Annotated in this window: 12 protein-coding genes; 1 reads left to right on the forward strand and 11 read right to left on the reverse strand. The window is 68.6% G+C overall.

Annotated elements, in window-relative coordinates; genetic code table 11:
* Window positions 1-49: 49 nt before the first annotated feature.
* The 9 genes from rodA to ACFVX4_RS03065 form a co-directional block, all read right to left on the reverse strand.
* Entirely contained in the window at window positions 50-1,240 is a 1,191-nt protein-coding gene (gene rodA / locus ACFVX4_RS03025; RefSeq protein ID WP_389971322.1) for a rod shape-determining protein RodA, read from the reverse strand.
* Window positions 1,240-3,405: a penicillin-binding protein 2 gene (gene mrdA / locus ACFVX4_RS03030; RefSeq protein ID WP_389971324.1), complete on the reverse strand. Its 2,166-nt coding sequence runs from the start codon at window positions 3,403-3,405 to the stop codon at window positions 1,240-1,242. Before mrdA ends, rodA begins: the two co-directional genes overlap by 1 nt.
* 61 nt (window positions 3,406-3,466) lie before the next feature.
* Complete coding sequence (gene mreD / locus ACFVX4_RS03035; protein ID WP_389971326.1) at window positions 3,467-4,129, reverse strand: rod shape-determining protein MreD; 663 nt, start codon at window positions 4,127-4,129, stop codon at window positions 3,467-3,469.
* An 11-nt stretch (window positions 4,130-4,140) separates the two neighbouring features.
* Entirely contained in the window at window positions 4,141-5,193 is a 1,053-nt protein-coding gene (gene mreC, locus ACFVX4_RS03040; protein WP_389971328.1) for a rod shape-determining protein MreC, read from the reverse strand.
* Between the two features lie 99 nt (window positions 5,194-5,292).
* A complete protein-coding gene (locus tag ACFVX4_RS03045; protein ID WP_072483626.1) occupies window positions 5,293-6,312 on the reverse strand; it encodes a rod shape-determining protein in 1,020 nt (339 codons plus the stop codon).
* Window positions 6,313-6,600: 288 nt separating this feature from the next.
* Window positions 6,601-7,014 carry a nucleoside-diphosphate kinase gene (gene ndk, locus ACFVX4_RS03050; protein ID WP_266419280.1) on the reverse strand — a complete coding sequence of 138 codons (414 nt, stop codon included), beginning with the start codon at window positions 7,012-7,014 and terminating at the stop codon, window positions 6,601-6,603.
* Window positions 7,015-7,110: 96 nt separating this feature from the next.
* Window positions 7,111-7,458 carry a DUF4233 domain-containing protein gene (locus ACFVX4_RS03055; protein WP_266419278.1) on the reverse strand — a complete coding sequence of 116 codons (348 nt, stop codon included), beginning with the start codon at window positions 7,456-7,458 and terminating at the stop codon, window positions 7,111-7,113.
* Between the two features lie 3 nt (window positions 7,459-7,461).
* Window positions 7,462-8,994, reverse strand: coding sequence for a bifunctional folylpolyglutamate synthase/dihydrofolate synthase (locus ACFVX4_RS03060; protein WP_389971331.1), 1,533 nt, complete (start codon window positions 8,992-8,994; stop codon window positions 7,462-7,464).
* 128 nt (window positions 8,995-9,122) lie between these two features.
* Window positions 9,123-11,744, reverse strand: a complete 2,622-nt coding sequence (locus ACFVX4_RS03065; protein ID WP_389971333.1) for a valine--tRNA ligase — start codon at window positions 11,742-11,744, stop codon at window positions 9,123-9,125.
* Window positions 11,745-11,884: 140 nt separating this feature from the next.
* Between ACFVX4_RS03065 and ACFVX4_RS03070 the strand changes: the two genes are divergently transcribed.
* Window positions 11,885-12,928, forward strand: a complete 1,044-nt coding sequence (locus ACFVX4_RS03070; RefSeq protein ID WP_389971335.1) for a hypothetical protein — start codon at window positions 11,885-11,887, stop codon at window positions 12,926-12,928.
* A 70-nt stretch (window positions 12,929-12,998) separates the two neighbouring features.
* Here ACFVX4_RS03070 and clpX read toward each other — a convergent pair whose 3' ends face one another.
* Together clpX and ACFVX4_RS03080 are read right to left on the reverse strand one after the other, a co-directional pair.
* Window positions 12,999-14,297 carry an ATP-dependent Clp protease ATP-binding subunit ClpX gene (gene clpX, locus ACFVX4_RS03075; protein ID WP_072483632.1) on the reverse strand — a complete coding sequence of 433 codons (1,299 nt, stop codon included), beginning with the start codon at window positions 14,295-14,297 and terminating at the stop codon, window positions 12,999-13,001.
* Between the two features lie 157 nt (window positions 14,298-14,454).
* On the reverse strand, window positions 14,455-15,135 hold the full coding sequence (locus tag ACFVX4_RS03080; protein ID WP_093898221.1) for an ATP-dependent Clp protease proteolytic subunit: 681 nt from the start codon (window positions 15,133-15,135) through the stop codon (window positions 14,455-14,457).
* Window positions 15,136-15,199 lie beyond the last annotated feature (64 nt).

The following is a 15,199-nucleotide window of genomic DNA, read 5'->3' on the forward strand; positions in this document are numbered from 1 at the left end:
ACCGAATCTAGACGTGTTGTACGCGAATGGGCAGTGCTCCCGCACCGGCTCAGGCGCTTATCGGCCGCTGCAGCCTGATCGACTGGAGCAGGCCGACGGCCACCCAGACGGCGAACATCGAGGACCCTCCGTACGACACGAACGGCAGCGGGAGCCCGGCGACCGGCATGATGCCGAGCGTCATCCCGATGTTCTCGAAGGCCTGGAAGGCGAACCAGGCGATGATTCCGGCGGCGACGATCGTGCCGTACAGCTCGGTCGTCTCGCGGGCGATCCGGCAGGCGCGCCACAGGACGACGCCGAGCAGGACGAGGATCAGCCCGGCGCCGAGGAAGCCGAGCTCCTCGCCCGCGACGGTGAAGACGAAGTCGGTCTGCTGCTCGGGGACGAACTGGCCGGTGGTCTGGGTGCCGTGGAAGAGGCCCGTCCCGGAGAGGCCGCCGGAGCCGATCGCGATGCGGGCCTGGTTGGTGTTGTAGCCGACGCCCGCCGGGTCGAGCGCGGGATTGGCGAAGGCGGCGAAGCGGGCGATCTGGTACTCGTCGAGCAGGCCGAGCTGCCAGATCGCGATGGCGCCGGTCACGCCCGCGCCGAGCAGACCGGCGATCCAGCGGTTCGACGCGCCGGAGGCGAGGAGCACGCCGAGCACGATGACGACCATGACCATCACGGAGCCGAGGTCCGGCATTCCCATGACGACGGCCATCGGGACGGCCGCCAGACCGAGGGCCTTGGCGACGGTCCGGTGGTCGGGATGGAGCTGGTCGCCCGCGTCGACGCGCTCGGCCAGCAGCATCGCCATGATCAGGATGATGGTGATCTTGGTGAACTCGGACGGCTGGAGCGAGAAGCCGCCGCCGATGATGATCCAGGCGTGGGCGCCGTTGACGGTGGCGCCGAGCGGGGTGAGCACCGCCAGCACCAGGAGCACCGAGAGGCCGTAGAGGACCGGGACGGCGCCGCGCAGGGTGCGGTGGCCGAGCCAGATCGTGCCGACCATCAGGGCGAAGCCGATGCCGGTGTTGAGGGCGTGCCGGAAGAGGAAGTAGTACGGGTCGCCGTGGGTGAGCGAGTCACGTCCCCGGGTCGCCGAGTAGACCAGCAGCGAGCCGATGAAGGAGAGCGCGAGCGCGGACCCGAGCAGCGGCCAGTCGAGTTTGCGTACGAGGGAGTCGCGGGCGGTGAGTTTGCCCCAGGCGGAGCGCTCCGGGGCGTACCGCTGGACGGAGAAGCCGGCCATCAGTCGCGCCTCCCCAGCGTCGCGGCGAGGGTCTGTTCCTCCGGGGTCTTCTGCGAGTCCGGGTCGTAGGGCTTGATCTCCGGGGCGTCGATCGAGCCGTCCTGCTGGATCTTCGGCAGGGACTTCTGCGGGGTGGGCAGCAGCGCCTTCTTCAGGTCCTGCTTGCCGGAGTCGTCGAGACCGTAGAGGGCGTCGTAGATGTTGCGCACGGCGGGCCCGGACGCACCGGAGCCCGTACCGCCCTGGGAGATCGTCATGACGATCGAGTAGTCCTTGGTGTACGTGGCGAACCAGGAGGTCGTCTGCTTGCCGTAGACCTCGGCCGTACCCGTCTTGGCGTGCATCGGGATCTTGTCCTGCGGCCAGCCGCCGAATCGCCAGGCGGCCGAACCACGGGTCGCGACTCCCGCGAGGGCTTGGTCTATCTCGTTGCGGGTCTTGCGCGTGAAGGGCAGCTTGCCGTGCGACTTGGGCTTGATCTCCTCGACGGTCTTGCCGTCGCCGCTGACGACCGCCTTGCCGACGGTGGGGTCGTAGAGCGTGCCGCCGTTGGAGATGGCTGCGTAGATGGTGGCCATCTGTATCGGCGTGACGAGGGTGTCGCCCTGGCCGATCGAGTAGTTGACGGAGTCACCGGCGCGCATCTTGTCGCCTTCGAGGCAGTTCTCGTACGCGATCTTCTCGACGTACGAGCCGTCCTTCTTGCCCTGCTTGCACCAGGCGTCCTTGTTCGCCTTGTAGAAGTCCTGCTTCCACTTGCGGTCGGGGACCCGGCCGCTGACCTCGTTGGGGAGGTCGATGCCGGTCTCCTTGCCGAGGCCGAACTGGTGGGCGGTCTTGTAGAACCAGTCCTTGGCATTCTTCTTGGGGTTCATGCCGCCGTCCTTCAACCACTCCTTGTGCGCGATGCCGTAGTACACGGTGTCGCAGGAGACTTCGAGGGCCCGGCCGATGGTGATGGAGCCGTAGCCCTGGGACTCGAAGTTCTTGAAGGTCTGCCCGCCGACGTTGTACGAGCTGGGGCAGGGGTAGTTGCCGTTGAAGGGGTAACCGGCGTTGACCGCGGCGGTCGAGGAGATGACCTTGAAGATCGAGCCGGGGGCGGCCTGGCCCTGGATGGCCCGGTTCAGCAGCGGGAAGTTGGAATTCTTGCCGGTGAGCTTGGCGTAGTCCTTGGCGGAGATGCCGCCGACCCAGGAGTTGGGGTCGTAGTTCGGCAGGGAGGCCATCGAGACGACGCGGCCGGTCTTGGCCTCCATGACGACGACGGCGCCGGAGTCGGCCTTGTAGTTCTCCCCGGTGTTCTTGTCGAACGACTGACGGGCCGTCTTCATGGCCTCGTTGAGCTCGTACTCGGCGACGGCCTGGACCCGGGCGTCGATGGAGGTGACGACGCTGGAGCCGGGCTCCGCCTTGTCGTTCTTCGCCTGGCCGATGACCCGGCCGAGGTTGTCGACCTCGTAGCGGGTGACGCCGGCCTTGCCGCGCAGCTCCTTGTCGTAGGTGCGCTCCAGGCCGGAGCGGCCGACCTGGTCGGAGCGGAGGTACGGCGAGTCGGTGTCCTGGGCCTTGGTGATCTCCTCGTCGGTGACCGGCGAGAGGTAGCCGAGGACCTGCGCGGTGTTGGCCTTGCCGGGCGCCCCGTACCGGCGTACGGCGGTGGGCTCGGCGGTGATTCCGGGGAAGTCCTCGGCGCGTTCACGGATCGTGAGGGCCTGCTGGGTGGTGGCCTCGTCGGTGACCGGGATCGGCTGGTACGGCGAGCCGTTCCAGCAGGGCTGCGGCGTCTTCGAGTCGCAGAGCCGTACCTTGTCGAGGACCTCCTTGGGCTTCATGCCGAGGACGCCCGCGAGCCGGGTCAGGACGCTCTTGCCGTCGTCCTTCATCTTCATCAGCTCGGTGCGGCTGGCGGAGACGACCAGCCGGGTCTCGTTGTCGGCGAGGGCCACGCCGCGCGCGTCGAGGATGGAGCCGCGGACGGCGGGCTGGACGACCTGCTGGACGTGGTTGTTCTTCGCCTCGTCGCTGTACTCCTGGCCGTTGCGGATCTGGAGGTACCAGAGGCGCCCGCCGAGGGTGAGCAGCAGGGAGAAGACGAGGACCTGGATGACGATGAGACGGATCTGGACCCGTGGGGTCCGGCCGGTCTCGGGGATGTTGGTCACGGGGCGCCCCCGGTGGTGGTCGGGCCGGAGGTACGCGAGGTGGCCTGGCTGCGGTGCGGCCTCACAGTCGCTTGACCCCCTTGATGCGTCCGGCGCGGGCCGCGCGGTTGCGGGCGGCCTTGGCGCGCAGTCCGCCGCGCTGGCTGCCGATCCGCAGTCCGGTGCCGGAGGCGAGCCAGCCCGCGGCCACGTCCCCGCCGCCGGAGGTGTCGGCGAGCGGATCGTTCACCGTGCGTCTGGCGACGGCCATGATCAGCGGTACGACGAAGGGCGCGAGGAGCAGGTCGTAGACGGCCGCGGTGAACAGCAGGCTACCGAGGCCGACGTGACGGGCCGCCGTGTCCCCGACGAGCGCGCCGACCAGTGCGTAGAGCAGGGTCGAGCCGATCGCCGCGGCGACGACCCCGAGCATCGGGACCATCGCCGACTTCAGCTGCCCGTTCTCGGGCTTCGCCAGCCCCGCGAGGTAGCCGATGACGCAGAGGACCAGCGCGTAGCGTCCGGCGGCGTGGTCGGCGGGCGGTGCCAGGTCGGCGAGGAGTCCCGCGCCGAAGCCGATGAGGGCGCCGCTGACATGCCCGTACACGAAGGCGAGGCCGAGGACGACCAGGAGCAGCAGGTCGGGCACCGCGCCGGGGAGCTGGAGGCGGGCGAGCACGGAGACCTGGACGACGAGGGCGACGACGACCAGGACGACGGAGAGCAGAATCCGGTTCAAACGCATGGGAATCAGCTCTACCTCTGCTCGTTGACCGCGGTGCCGGCGTCCGGTGCGGCGTTCGCAGTGCCGTTCGGGTCCGGGCTGTTGCTGGGGTCCGGGCTCTCGTGGATGTTCCCGACGACGTTTCCTTCGGTGTCGACGATGTCGCCGTTGGGCGAGATCGTGACGGTGACGGTGGGCGTGGGCTTCGGCTTGGCGGGCTTGGCCGGCTGCTTCGGCAGGACCATGTCACGGGGGTCCTCGCGCGGGGCCTGGACCACGACGCCGACGATGTCGAGCTTGGTGAAGCCGACGTACGGGCGGACGTAGACCGTACGGGTCAGGCCGCCGCCGGACGGGTCGACCCGGACGACCTCGCCGACCGGGACGCCGGGCACGAAGGGCTTGTCCTTGCTGGAGCCGAAGGTGACGAGCCGGTCACCCTTCTTCACCTTGGCCTTGCCGTTGAGGAACTGGACGGACAGCGGCCGGGAGCCCTGGCCGGTGGCGAAGCCGAGTTCGTCGGTCTTCTCCATCCGGGTGCCGACGGTGAAGTCGGGGTCGTTGGCGAGGAGCACCGTGGAGGCGTCCGGACCGACGGTGGTGACCCGGCCGACCAGGCCGTCGCCGTTGATGACGGTCATGTCGCGCTTGATTCCGTCGTTGGAACCCGCGTCGATGGTGACCGTCCAGGAGAAGCCCTGGGCCGCTCCTATGGCGATGACCTCGGCGCCCTTGATGCCGTATTGTCCTGCGGCCGACTTCTTCAGCATCCGGTCGAGCTCACGGACCCTGTTGCGGTTGCGGTCGTCGCTGCCGAGCTTCGTCTTGAGCGCGGCGTTCTGCTGTTCCAGCTCGGCGATCCGGTTGTGCCGTGTCCCGGAGTCGCGAACTGCCCCTATGGCGTTGCCCACCGGGTCGACGGCTGCCGCGACGCCGTTCTCCACCGGCCCGAAGGCCGCTGCGGCGGCCCGCCGGGCGCCGTCCACCGGCGACTCCTCACCACCGCGGATGTCCACCGTGATCAATGCGAACGCGATGGCGATCAGCAGCACCAGGAGCAGCCGGCTCTCTCGTGTGTCCCTCACGTGCGGCGGCCGTGCCTTCCTCGTCGGAATATTCGTGCCTGTATATCAACGATCGGCCGTACGGAGCGGCAGCGTCCGTACGGCAGACCGATGGGTTGTTCACCTGCGGGGCTGGGCGTCCAGTACCTGCTGGAGCGCCTCGAACTCCTCGACGCACTTGCCGGATCCGAGGGCCACCGAGTCCAGCGGGTCCTCCGCGATGTGGATCGGCATGCCGGTCTCGCGGCGCAGCCGCTCGTCCAGTCCGCGCAGCAGCGCGCCGCCGCCGGTGAGGACGATGCCGCGGTCCATGACGTCGCCGGAGAGCTCCGGCGGGCACTTGTCGAGCGTGGTCTTCACGGCGTCGACGATCGCGTTGACCGGCTCCTCGATGGCCTTGCGGACCTCGGCGGCCGAGACGACCACGGTCTTGGGCAGTCCGGAGACCAGGTCGCGGCCGCGGATCTCGGTGTGCTCGTCCTCGTCCATGTCGTACGCCGAACCGATCGTGATCTTGATCTGTTCGGCGGAGCGCTCGCCGAGGAGGAGCGAGTACTCCTTCTTGATGTGCTGGATGATCGCGTTGTCCAGTTCGTCGCCGGCGGTCCGGATCGACTGGGCAGTGACGATTCCGCCGAGCGAGATGACCGCGACCTCGGTGGTGCCGCCACCGATGTCGACGACCATGTTGCCGGTGGCCTCGTGGACCGGCAGCCCGGAGCCGATGGCCGCCGCCATGGGCTCCTCGATGATGTGCACCTGGCGCGCGCCGGCCTGCGTCGACGCCTCGATGACGGCGCGTCGCTCGACCCCGGTGATGCCGGAGGGCACGCAGACGACGACCCGCGGGCGGGCCAGGTAGCGGCGCTTGTGGATCTTCAGGATGAAGTAGCGGAGCATCCGCTCGGTGATCTCGAAGTCGGCGATCACGCCGTCCTTCAGGGGCCGTACGGCAACGATGTTGCCCGGTGTACGCCCGATCATCTTCTTGGCCTCGGAGCCGACCGCCAGGATGCCGCCGGTGTTGGTGTTGATGGCCACGACGGACGGCTCGTTCAGAACGATGCCGCGCCCCCTGACGTACACCAGCGTGTTGGCAGTCCCGAGGTCGATAGCCATGTCACGGCCGATGAACGACATTGAGTTCCCCTTGTTCCCCATGAGGATGCGTCGGGCCTTCCAAGAAAGCGATGTGGCTTGTTCTGGTCGGCGAGGTGAGCGCGGCGGGCGTGGAAGATTCCATCGTAGTGCCGTAATGGCGGACACCGCGCGAGGGTCCTTCGCCATTGTGGGCGGAACGGGTGGCCGTTCCACTCATGGTGACGTTACGTCGGAGGGATGCGTTCCCGCGATCCCGGACCCTATACCGAAGGGCGACCGAATTAATTCGGTCGCCCCAGGTCTGAGCGCTGTTCGGCTGATCGGCGATCAGGCGAGTCCGGGGAAGAAGAGCTTCAGTTCCCGCTCCGCGGACTCCTCGGAGTCCGAGGCGTGGATGAGGTTCTCCCGGGTGATGGTGCCGAAGTCGCCGCGGATGGAACCGGGCGCGGCGGCGATCGGGTCGGTGGGTCCGGCCAGCGTACGGATGCCCTCGATGACCCGCTCGCCCTCGGCGACCAACGCCACGATCGGACCGGACTGCATGAACTCGACGAGCGGCTCGTAGAACGGGCGGCCGACGTGCTCGGCGTAGTGCTGCTCCAGCGTGGCACGGTCGAGGGTGCGCAGCTCCAGTGCGGTGATCCGCCAGCCGGCCTTGCGCTCGATCCGCCCGACGATCTCGCCGACCAGTCCGCGCCGGACAGCGTCGGGCTTGAGGAGAACGAGGGTGCGCTGGGTCATGGTGTGCGGCTCCTTGCAGGCAAGCGGGTGCGGTGAACCGAGGCTACAGGGGTACGGAGCCGGGCCGGCGGCCGGGTTTGGCCACCGGGTACCGGGTCAGCCACCGGCCGGGGCCTCGGCCGCCGCCCAGCGGGCCTTCGCCTCGTCGATCTTGCGGCCGTAGTGCACCGAGGCCCACCACAGGCCGGCGAAGACCACGCCGAGGATGAACATCATCGGGACGACGAAGCCGCTCAGCACCAGGGCGATCTGCAGCGCCCAGCCGAGCTGTATCCCGCCGGGGCGGGTGATCATCCCGCAGAGCAGCACGGAGAGCAGCATGCCGATGCCGCAGACCGTCCAGACCGTGGCACCGGTCAGGTCGTCGGACTTCATCGCGACGAGTCCGGCGAAGCCGATCACGAAGAACTCGCCGATCAGCGTGGATGCACAGAGCGTACGCATGGGTCAGCGCCTTCCCAGAAGCAGCCGGGCCTCGCCGACCGTGATCACGGAACCGGTCACCAGGACACCGGCGCCCGCGTACTCGTCCTCCTCCTCGGCGAGGGTGATCGCCGCCTCCAGGGCGTCGTCCAGGCGGGGCTCCACCTGGACGCGGTCCTCGCCGAAGACCTCGACCGCGATGGCGGCCAGCTCGTCGACGTCCATCGCGCGGCCGCTGGAGTTCTGCGTGATGACGACCTCGGCGAAGATCGGCTCGAAGGCGTCGAGGAGTCCCTTGACGTCCTTGTCCGCGCTGGTGCCGACGACACCGATCAGCCGGGAGAAGCCGAAGGCCTCGGAGAGCCCGTCGGCGGTGGCGCGGGCGCCCGCCGGGTTGTGTGCCGCGTCCAGGACGACGGTGGGGCTGCTGCGGACCACTTCGAGGCGGCCCGGGGAGATCACCGAGGCGAAGGCCCGGCGGACCGTGTCGACGTCGAGCGAGCCGGGCTGCTCGGCGCCGATCCCGAAGAACGCCTCCACCGCGGAGAGCGCCACCGCGGCGTTGTGCGCCTGGTGGGCGCCGTACAGCGGGAGGAAGACCTCTGTGTACTCGGTGGCCGCACCACCGAGGCCGCGCAGCGTCAGCAGCTGGCCGCCGACAGCGATCTCGCGCGAGACGACGCCGAACTCCATGCCCTCGCGGGCGACCGTGGCGTCGACCTCGACGGCCTTCTTCAGCATGACCTGCGCGGCGTCCACCGGCTGCTGGGCCAGGATGACCGTGGCGCCCTGCTTGATGATCCCGGCCTTCTCGCCGGCGATCTCGGCGGGCGTGTTGCCGAGCCGGTCGGTGTGGTCCAGCGAGATGGGGGTGACGACGGCGACCGAGCCGTCGATGACGTTCGTCGCGTCCCAGCTGCCGCCCATGCCGACCTCGACGACCGCGACGTCGACCGGCGCGTCGGCGAAGGCCGCGTAGGCCATGCCCGTCAGCACCTCGAAGAAGGAGAGCCGGTACGGCTGCTGGGCGTCGACCATCTCCACGTACGGCTCGATGTCCTGGTACGCCTCGATGAACCGCTCGGGGGCGATCGGGGAGCCGTCCAGGCTGATCCGCTCGGTGATCGACTGGACGTGCGGCGAGGTGTAGCGGCCGGTACGCAGGTCGAAGGCGCCGAGCAGCGCCTCGATCATGCGGGCCGTGCTCGTCTTGCCGTTGGTCCCGGTGATGTGGATCGAGGGGTACGCGCGCTGCGGCTCGCCGAGCACGTCCATCAGCGCGGCGATGCGCGTGACGGAAGGCTCCAGCTTGGTCTCGCCCCAGCGTCCGGCGAGCTCCTGCTCCACGGCGCGCAGCGCCTTGTCCACCTCGGGGTCGGCGGGCCGGGCCGGGACCTCGTCGCCCTGCGGCGGTCCGGAGCGGGTGCGCAGCGTACGGCTCCCGGCCTCGATCACCGCCAGGTCGGGGTCGCGCTGGGTCTCTTCGTCGACGATCTCCGCGAAGGTGTCGTCGGAATCGGAGTTGTCGTGCCGGTCGGAAGGGCGGGGCTCACTCACAGGGCCAGTCTACGGATGGGCACGGACATCGCGCGCGGCACCCGGTGGCGGACACGGATGTCGGTGGTACGGGCGAAGCCCCCGTCCCCCTGGTCGGTCAGGGGGACGGGGGCTCCGTGCTCAGGTCATCAGCTCTGCGGCAGGTTCGCCAGCTGACCGGAGATCCGCTCGATGTCGGCCTCGGCCTTGGCGAGCCGGCCGCGGATCTTGTCGACCACGTTGTCCGGGGCCTTGCCGAGGAACGCCTCGTTGGAGAGCTTGCCGACCGCCTGGGCCTTCTCCTTCTCGGCGGCGCCCAGGTCCTTCGTCAGGCGCTTGCGCTCGGCCTCGACGTCGATGGTGCCGGACAGGTCGAGGGCGACCGTGGCGCCCGCGACCGGCAGCGAGGCGGTGGCGTGGAAGCCCTCCTCGGCGGGCTGCAGCCGCAGCAGCTGGCGGATGGCCGCCTCGTGCGGGGCGAGCGGCGTGCCGGTCAGGGTGAGCTCGGCCGGAACCTTCTGGCCGGGCTGCAGGCCCTGGTCGGAGCGGAACCGGCGGACCTCGGTGACGACCTGCTGGACGAGCGCGATCTCCTGCTCGGCCGCGTCGTCGCGGAATCCGGAGTCCTTCGGCCAGTCGGCGGTGACCAGGGTCTCCTTGCCGGTGAGCGTGGTCCACAGCGTCTCGGTGACGAACGGGACGATCGGGTGCAGCACACGCAGCATCACGTCCAGGACCTCGCCGAGGACCCGGCCTGAGACCTTGGCGCCCTCGCCGCCCGCGAAGAAGGTCGTCTTCGACAGCTCGACGTACCAGTCGAAGACCTCGTCCCACGCGAAGTGGTAGAGGGCGTCGGAGAGCTTCGCGAACTGGAAGTCGTCGTAGAACGCGTCGACTTCGGCGACCGTCTTGTTCAGCCGCGACAGGATCCACCGGTCGGTCGCCGACAGCTGCTCGACGGGCGGCAGCTCGCCCTCCACGGTCGCGCCGTTCATCAGCGCGAAGCGGGTGGCGTTCCAGATCTTGTTGGCGAAGTTACGGGAGGCCTTGACCCAGTCCTCTCCGATCGGCACGTCCGCGCCCGGGTTGGCACCCGTGGCGAGCGTGAACCTCACGGCGTCCGAGCCGTACGCGTCCATCCAGTCGATCGGGTCCACCGCGTTCGGGTTGGACTTCGACATCTTCTTGCCGAACTCGTCCCGGACCAGACCGGTAAGCGCGACGGTCTTGAAGGGGACCTCACCGTCCATCGCGTACAGACCGAACATCATCATCCGGACGACCCAGAAGAAGATGATGTCGTGCCCGGTGACCAGGACGTCGGTCGAGTAGAACTTCTCGAGGTCCGGGGTCTCCTCCGGCCAGCCGAGCGTCGAGAACGGCCAAAGACCGGACGAGAACCAGGTGTCGAGGACGTCCTCGTCCTGGACCCAGCCCTCGCCGGTGGGCGCCTCGTCGTCGGGGCCGACGCAGACCATTTCGCCGTTCGGCCCGTACCAGACGGGAATCCGGTGGCCCCACCACAACTGCCGTGAGATGCACCAGTCGTTGAGGTTGTCGACCCAGTCGAAGTACCGCTTCTCCATGTCCTTCGGGTGAAGTGCGACCCGGTCGTCGCGGACCGCGTCGCCCGCGGCCTTGGCGAGCGTCTCGACCTTGACCCACCACTGGAGGGAGAGGCGGGGCTCGACGGTCGTCTTACAGCGCGAGCAGTGCCCGACGGAGTGGACGTACGGGCGCTTCTCGGCGACGACGCGGCCCTGCTCGCGCATGGCGGCGACGATCGCGGAGCGCGCCTCGAAGCGGTCGAGTCCCTGGAAGGGGCCATGCACGGTGATGACACCGCGCTCGTCCATGATCGTCATGAGCTCGAGGTCGTGGCGCTGACCGATCGCGAAGTCGTTCGGGTCGTGAGCGGGCGTCACCTTGACGGCACCCGTTCCGAACTCGGGGTCGACGTGAGTGTCGGCGACGACCGGGATCGTCCGGTCGGTCAGTGGCAGCTTGATCCGCTTGCCGACGAGGTGCGCGTACCGCTCGTCGTCGGGGTGAACGGCAACAGCCGTGTCACCGAGCATGGTCTCGACCCGGGTGGTGGCCACGACGACGGTCTTGTCGCCCTCGCCGTACTTCAGCGAGACGAGCTCGCCGTCGTCGTCCTGGTAGTCGACCTCGATGTCGGAGATCGCGGTCAGACAGCGCGGGCACCAGTTGATGATGCGCTCGGCGCGGTAGATCAGCTCGTCGTCATAGAGCTTCTTGAAGATCGTCTGGACGGCCTTGGAGAGCCCCTCGTCCATGGTGAACCGCTCACGCGACCAGTCGAGCCCTGCACCGAGGCGCTTCAGCTGGCCCAGGATCCGGCCGCCGTACTCGTCCTTCCACTGCCAGACGCGCTCGGTGAACGCCTCGCGGCCGAGATCCTGCCGCGACTTGCCTTCCTCGGCGAGCTGCTGTTCGACCTTGTTCTGGGTGGCGATGCCCGCGTGGTCCATGCCCGGCAGCCACAGCGTCTCGAAGCCCTGCATGCGCTTACGCCGCGTGAGGGCATCCATGAGCGTGACCTGGAAGGCATGGCCCAGGTGGAGCGCACCGGTGACGTTCGGCGGCGGAATGACGATCGTGTACGGGGGCTTGTCGCTCTTCGCGTCGGCGGTGAAGTAACCCCGCTCTACCCAGCGCTCATACAGCTTCCCCTCTACCTCGGCCGGTGCGTACTGGGTCGGCAGTTCGGGGTTGCTGGCTGGCGTCTGCTGAGTGTTCTCGGTCACGGGGGACAGTTTAGGGCCGTCACAGTCATGCGCTGAAACCGGTTTGTTCAGTAACGGTGTGACGCCCGGTGCTCCATACGGGCGACCCTTCCGCCAGGATGTTCGGAACGCATAAGCATGACGAACAGGGGACACCGCAGATGAGCTACAACCAGCCGGGCCCGTACGGCGGCCAGCCGCCCCAGGGCCAGCCCGGACCCTACGGTGGCCCGCCCCAGGGCCAGCCCGGACCGTACGGGCAGCAGCCGCAGGGCCAGCCCGGACCGTACGGCCAGCAGCCGGGCCCGTACGGCGGCCAGCCCCCACAGGGCCAGCCCGGCTACGGCTACCCCCAGCAGGCCCCCCAAGGTGTCCCGCCCCAGCAGCAGCCCCAGCCGGGCTACGGCTACCCGCAGGCCCAGCAGCCCGGCCCGTACGGCCAGCAGCCCCCCACTCCCCCGTACGGCGGCCAGCCGGCCTACGGCGGCCAGCCCCCGTTCCCCCCGGCCGAGCCGAAGAAGAAGACCGGCCTGATCATCGGCGGCGTCGTCGTGGCGCTGGCGGTCATCGCGGGCGGGGTGTACTTCCTGACGTCGGGCGGGGGCAGCGGCTCCGTCGCGGACTCCACCAAGGGGTACAAGCTGACGCCTGCGGCCTCGGTCGACGAGTACAAGAAGAAGCCGACCGGCGAGATCTCGGGACCGGCGACCGGTGAGCGCAAGTCCAAGGCCGAGGCCATGGGAGTCAAGAACCCCCAGCAGGCGGGGGCCGACTACCAGGTCGGCACCGAGGACAATCCGCTCACCACCAAGGCGCTCAACTTGCAGGGTGCCTGGGGCGAGGTCGCCGACCCGGCCAAGGCCATCGAGGTTTCCTTCGCCAACGCCGAGGCGGCGATGAAGCAAGGCAAGTCGGGCATGACTGTCCAACTCGTCGGCAGCCCCGAGTCCGTCACGCCGTCCGGATTCGAAGGCGCGCTGATGAAGTGCCAGGAAATGAAGATAACCAACAAGGGCGGCGACGGCACCGCCGCAAAGGGCCCGAAGGAATTCACGGTCCCGGTCTGCGTCTGGGCCGACTACAGCACGGTCGGCGTGGTCAACGCCATCGACACATCGCTCGCCCTGGCCGGGAAGGGCATCTCCCTGGACGACATGGCCACCCTGGCCGCCAAGCTCTACAACACGTCCCGCACCAAGATCTGATCGCACCGCAACACGGAAGGGGCGCCCGCCAGTTCACCTGGCCGGGCGCCCCTTTTCCGTATGCCTACCGCTACGCGGACTTCTCGTGCCGCCCGCCGTCACCCTTGCCGATCGTCCGCGGCTCGCGCGGGACCAGCGTCGGGTTCACGTTGTTGCGGACGACGTCCGCCGTGATGACGACCCGGGCGACGTCCTTGCGGGACGGCACCTCGTACATCACGGACTGGAGGACCTCCTCCATGATGGCCCGCAGGCCACGCGCGCCGGTGCCGCGCAGGATCGCCTGGTCGGCGATGGCCTCCAGGGCCGGGCGGTCGAAGTCCAGCTCGACACCGTCGAGTTCGAAGAGCCGCTGGTACTGCTTCACCAGCGCGTTGCGCGGCTCGACGAGGATCTGCAGCAGCGCCTCACGGTCCAGGTTGTGGACCGAGGTGAGGACGGGCAGCCGGCCGATGAACTCCGGGATCATCCCGAACTTCACCAGGTCCTCCGGCATGACCTCCTGGAACTGGTCGCTCGCCTCGATCTCCCGCTTGGAACGGATCGTGGCGCCGAAGCCGATGCCCTTGGCACCCGCCCGGGACTCGATGATCCGCTCCAGACCGGAGAAGGCGCCGCCCACGATGAACAGCACGTTCGTCGTGTCGATCTGGATGAACTCCTGGTGCGGGTGCTTCCGGCCGCCCTGCGGCGGTACGGAGGCGGTGGTGCCCTCCAGGATCTTCAACAGGGCCTGCTGCACGCCCTCGCCGGAGACATCGCGGGTGATCGACGGGTTCTCGCTCTTGCGGGCGACCTTGTCGATCTCGTCGATGTAGATGATCCCGGTCTCGGCCTTCTTGACGTCGTAGTCCGCGGCCTGGATCAGCTTCAGCAGGATGTTCTCGACGTCCTCGCCGACATAGCCGGCCTCCGTCAGCGCCGTCGCGTCGGCGATGGCGAACGGGACATTGAGCATGCGGGCCAGCGTCTGAGCGAGCAGCGTCTTGCCCGAGCCCGTGGGCCCGAGCAGCAGGATGTTGGACTTGGCCAGCTCGATGGCGTCGTCCCGGCCCTGGGCGCCGCCGTTCTCACCCGCCTGGACCCGCTTGTAGTGGTTGTACACAGCGACCGAGAGGGCCTTCTTCGCGGGCTCCTGCCCGACGACGTACCCCTCGAGGAACTCGTAGATCTCGCGCGGCTTGGGGAGTTCCTCCCACCGCACCTCGGAGGTCTCGGCGAGCTCCTCCTCGATGATCTCGTTGCAGAGATCGATGCACTCGTCGCAGATGTACACACCGGGTCCCGCGATGAGCTTCTTCACCTGCTTCTGGCTCTTTCCGCAGAACGAGCACTTGAGCAGGTCGCCGCCATCACCGATGCGTGCCACGAGGTGCTTCCCCTTCGCCTGGGAGCAGCTTGGTTCAGCGGCTCCTGGTGCCTCTATCCGACGGTACCTTGCCTTGGCCCCCGTTCGGGCCCCCCTTGGCACGGTTCACACGGCCAAGACCGGGCGAACGTGGCGTGCCAAGGGGTGAAGGCCGACGTCAGACGGCCGTGGCCGCCTGCTTGCGGGTCGATACGATCTGGTCGACGAGACCGTAGGCGAGGGCGTCCTCGGCGGTCAGGATCTTGTCGCGCTCGATGTCGTCGCGGATCTTGTCGATCGGCGTGGTGGAGTGCTTGGCCAGCATCTCCTCCAGCTGGGTGCGCATCCGCAGGATCTCGTTGGCCGCGATCTCCAGGTCGGAGAGCTGCTCACGGCCGGTCTGCGAGGACGGCTGGTGGATCAGCACACGGGCGTTGGGCAGCGCCATCCGCTTGCCGGGCGTACCCGCGGCGAGCAGCACGGCCGCGGCGGAGGCCGCCTGGCCCATGCAGACCGTCTGGATGTCCGGCTTCACGAACTGCATCGTGTCGTAGATCGCGGTGAGCGCGGTGAACGAGCCGCCGGGGCTGTTGATGTAGATCGAGATGTCCCGGTCCGGGTCCATCGACTCCAGGCACAGCAGCTGCGCCATGACGTCGTTGGCGGAGGCGTCGTCGATCTGCACGCCGAGGAAGATCACGCGCTCCTCGAAGAGCTTCGCGTACGGGTCGTACTCACGCACGCCCTGCGAGGTGCGCTCCACGAAGCGCGGCACGATGTAGCGGTTGTCCACCTGCGGGCCGGTGTAGAGGCCGCTCGCGGAGGCGCCGGGGAAGTTGTTCATGTGGGTGTTCACCATCCTGGTGGCGTTCTGTGGCTGGGTGTCTCGGCGTACGAGAGGTGCGCGGGGCGGTGGAGCCGGA

The organism is Streptomyces sp. NPDC058240, assembly GCF_042882135.1.
Classification (GTDB): Bacteria; Actinomycetota; Actinomycetes; order Streptomycetales; family Streptomycetaceae; genus Streptomyces.

Bases quoted from the DNA above. Each gene is read 5' to 3' on its own strand.
- ACFVX4_RS03045 (WP_072483626.1), bottom strand. From the start codon at position 6,312: ATGTCGTTCATCGGCCGTGACATGGCTATCGACCTCGGGACTGCCAAC.
- ACFVX4_RS03055 (WP_266419278.1), bottom strand. From the start codon at position 7,458: ATGCGTACGCTCTGTGCATCCACGCTGATCGGCGAGTTCTTCGTGATC.
- ACFVX4_RS03070 (WP_389971335.1), top strand. From the start codon at position 11,885: ATGAGCTACAACCAGCCGGGCCCGTACGGCGGCCAGCCGCCCCAGGGC.
- mreD (WP_389971326.1), bottom strand. From the start codon at position 4,129: ATGCGTTTGAACCGGATTCTGCTCTCCGTCGTCCTGGTCGTCGTCGCC.
- ndk (WP_266419280.1), bottom strand. From the start codon at position 7,014: ATGACCCAGCGCACCCTCGTTCTCCTCAAGCCCGACGCTGTCCGGCGC.
- rodA (WP_389971322.1), bottom strand. From the start codon at position 1,240: ATGGCCGGCTTCTCCGTCCAGCGGTACGCCCCGGAGCGCTCCGCCTGG.
- ACFVX4_RS03080 (WP_093898221.1), bottom strand. From the start codon at position 15,135: ATGGTGAACACCCACATGAACAACTTCCCCGGCGCCTCCGCGAGCGGC.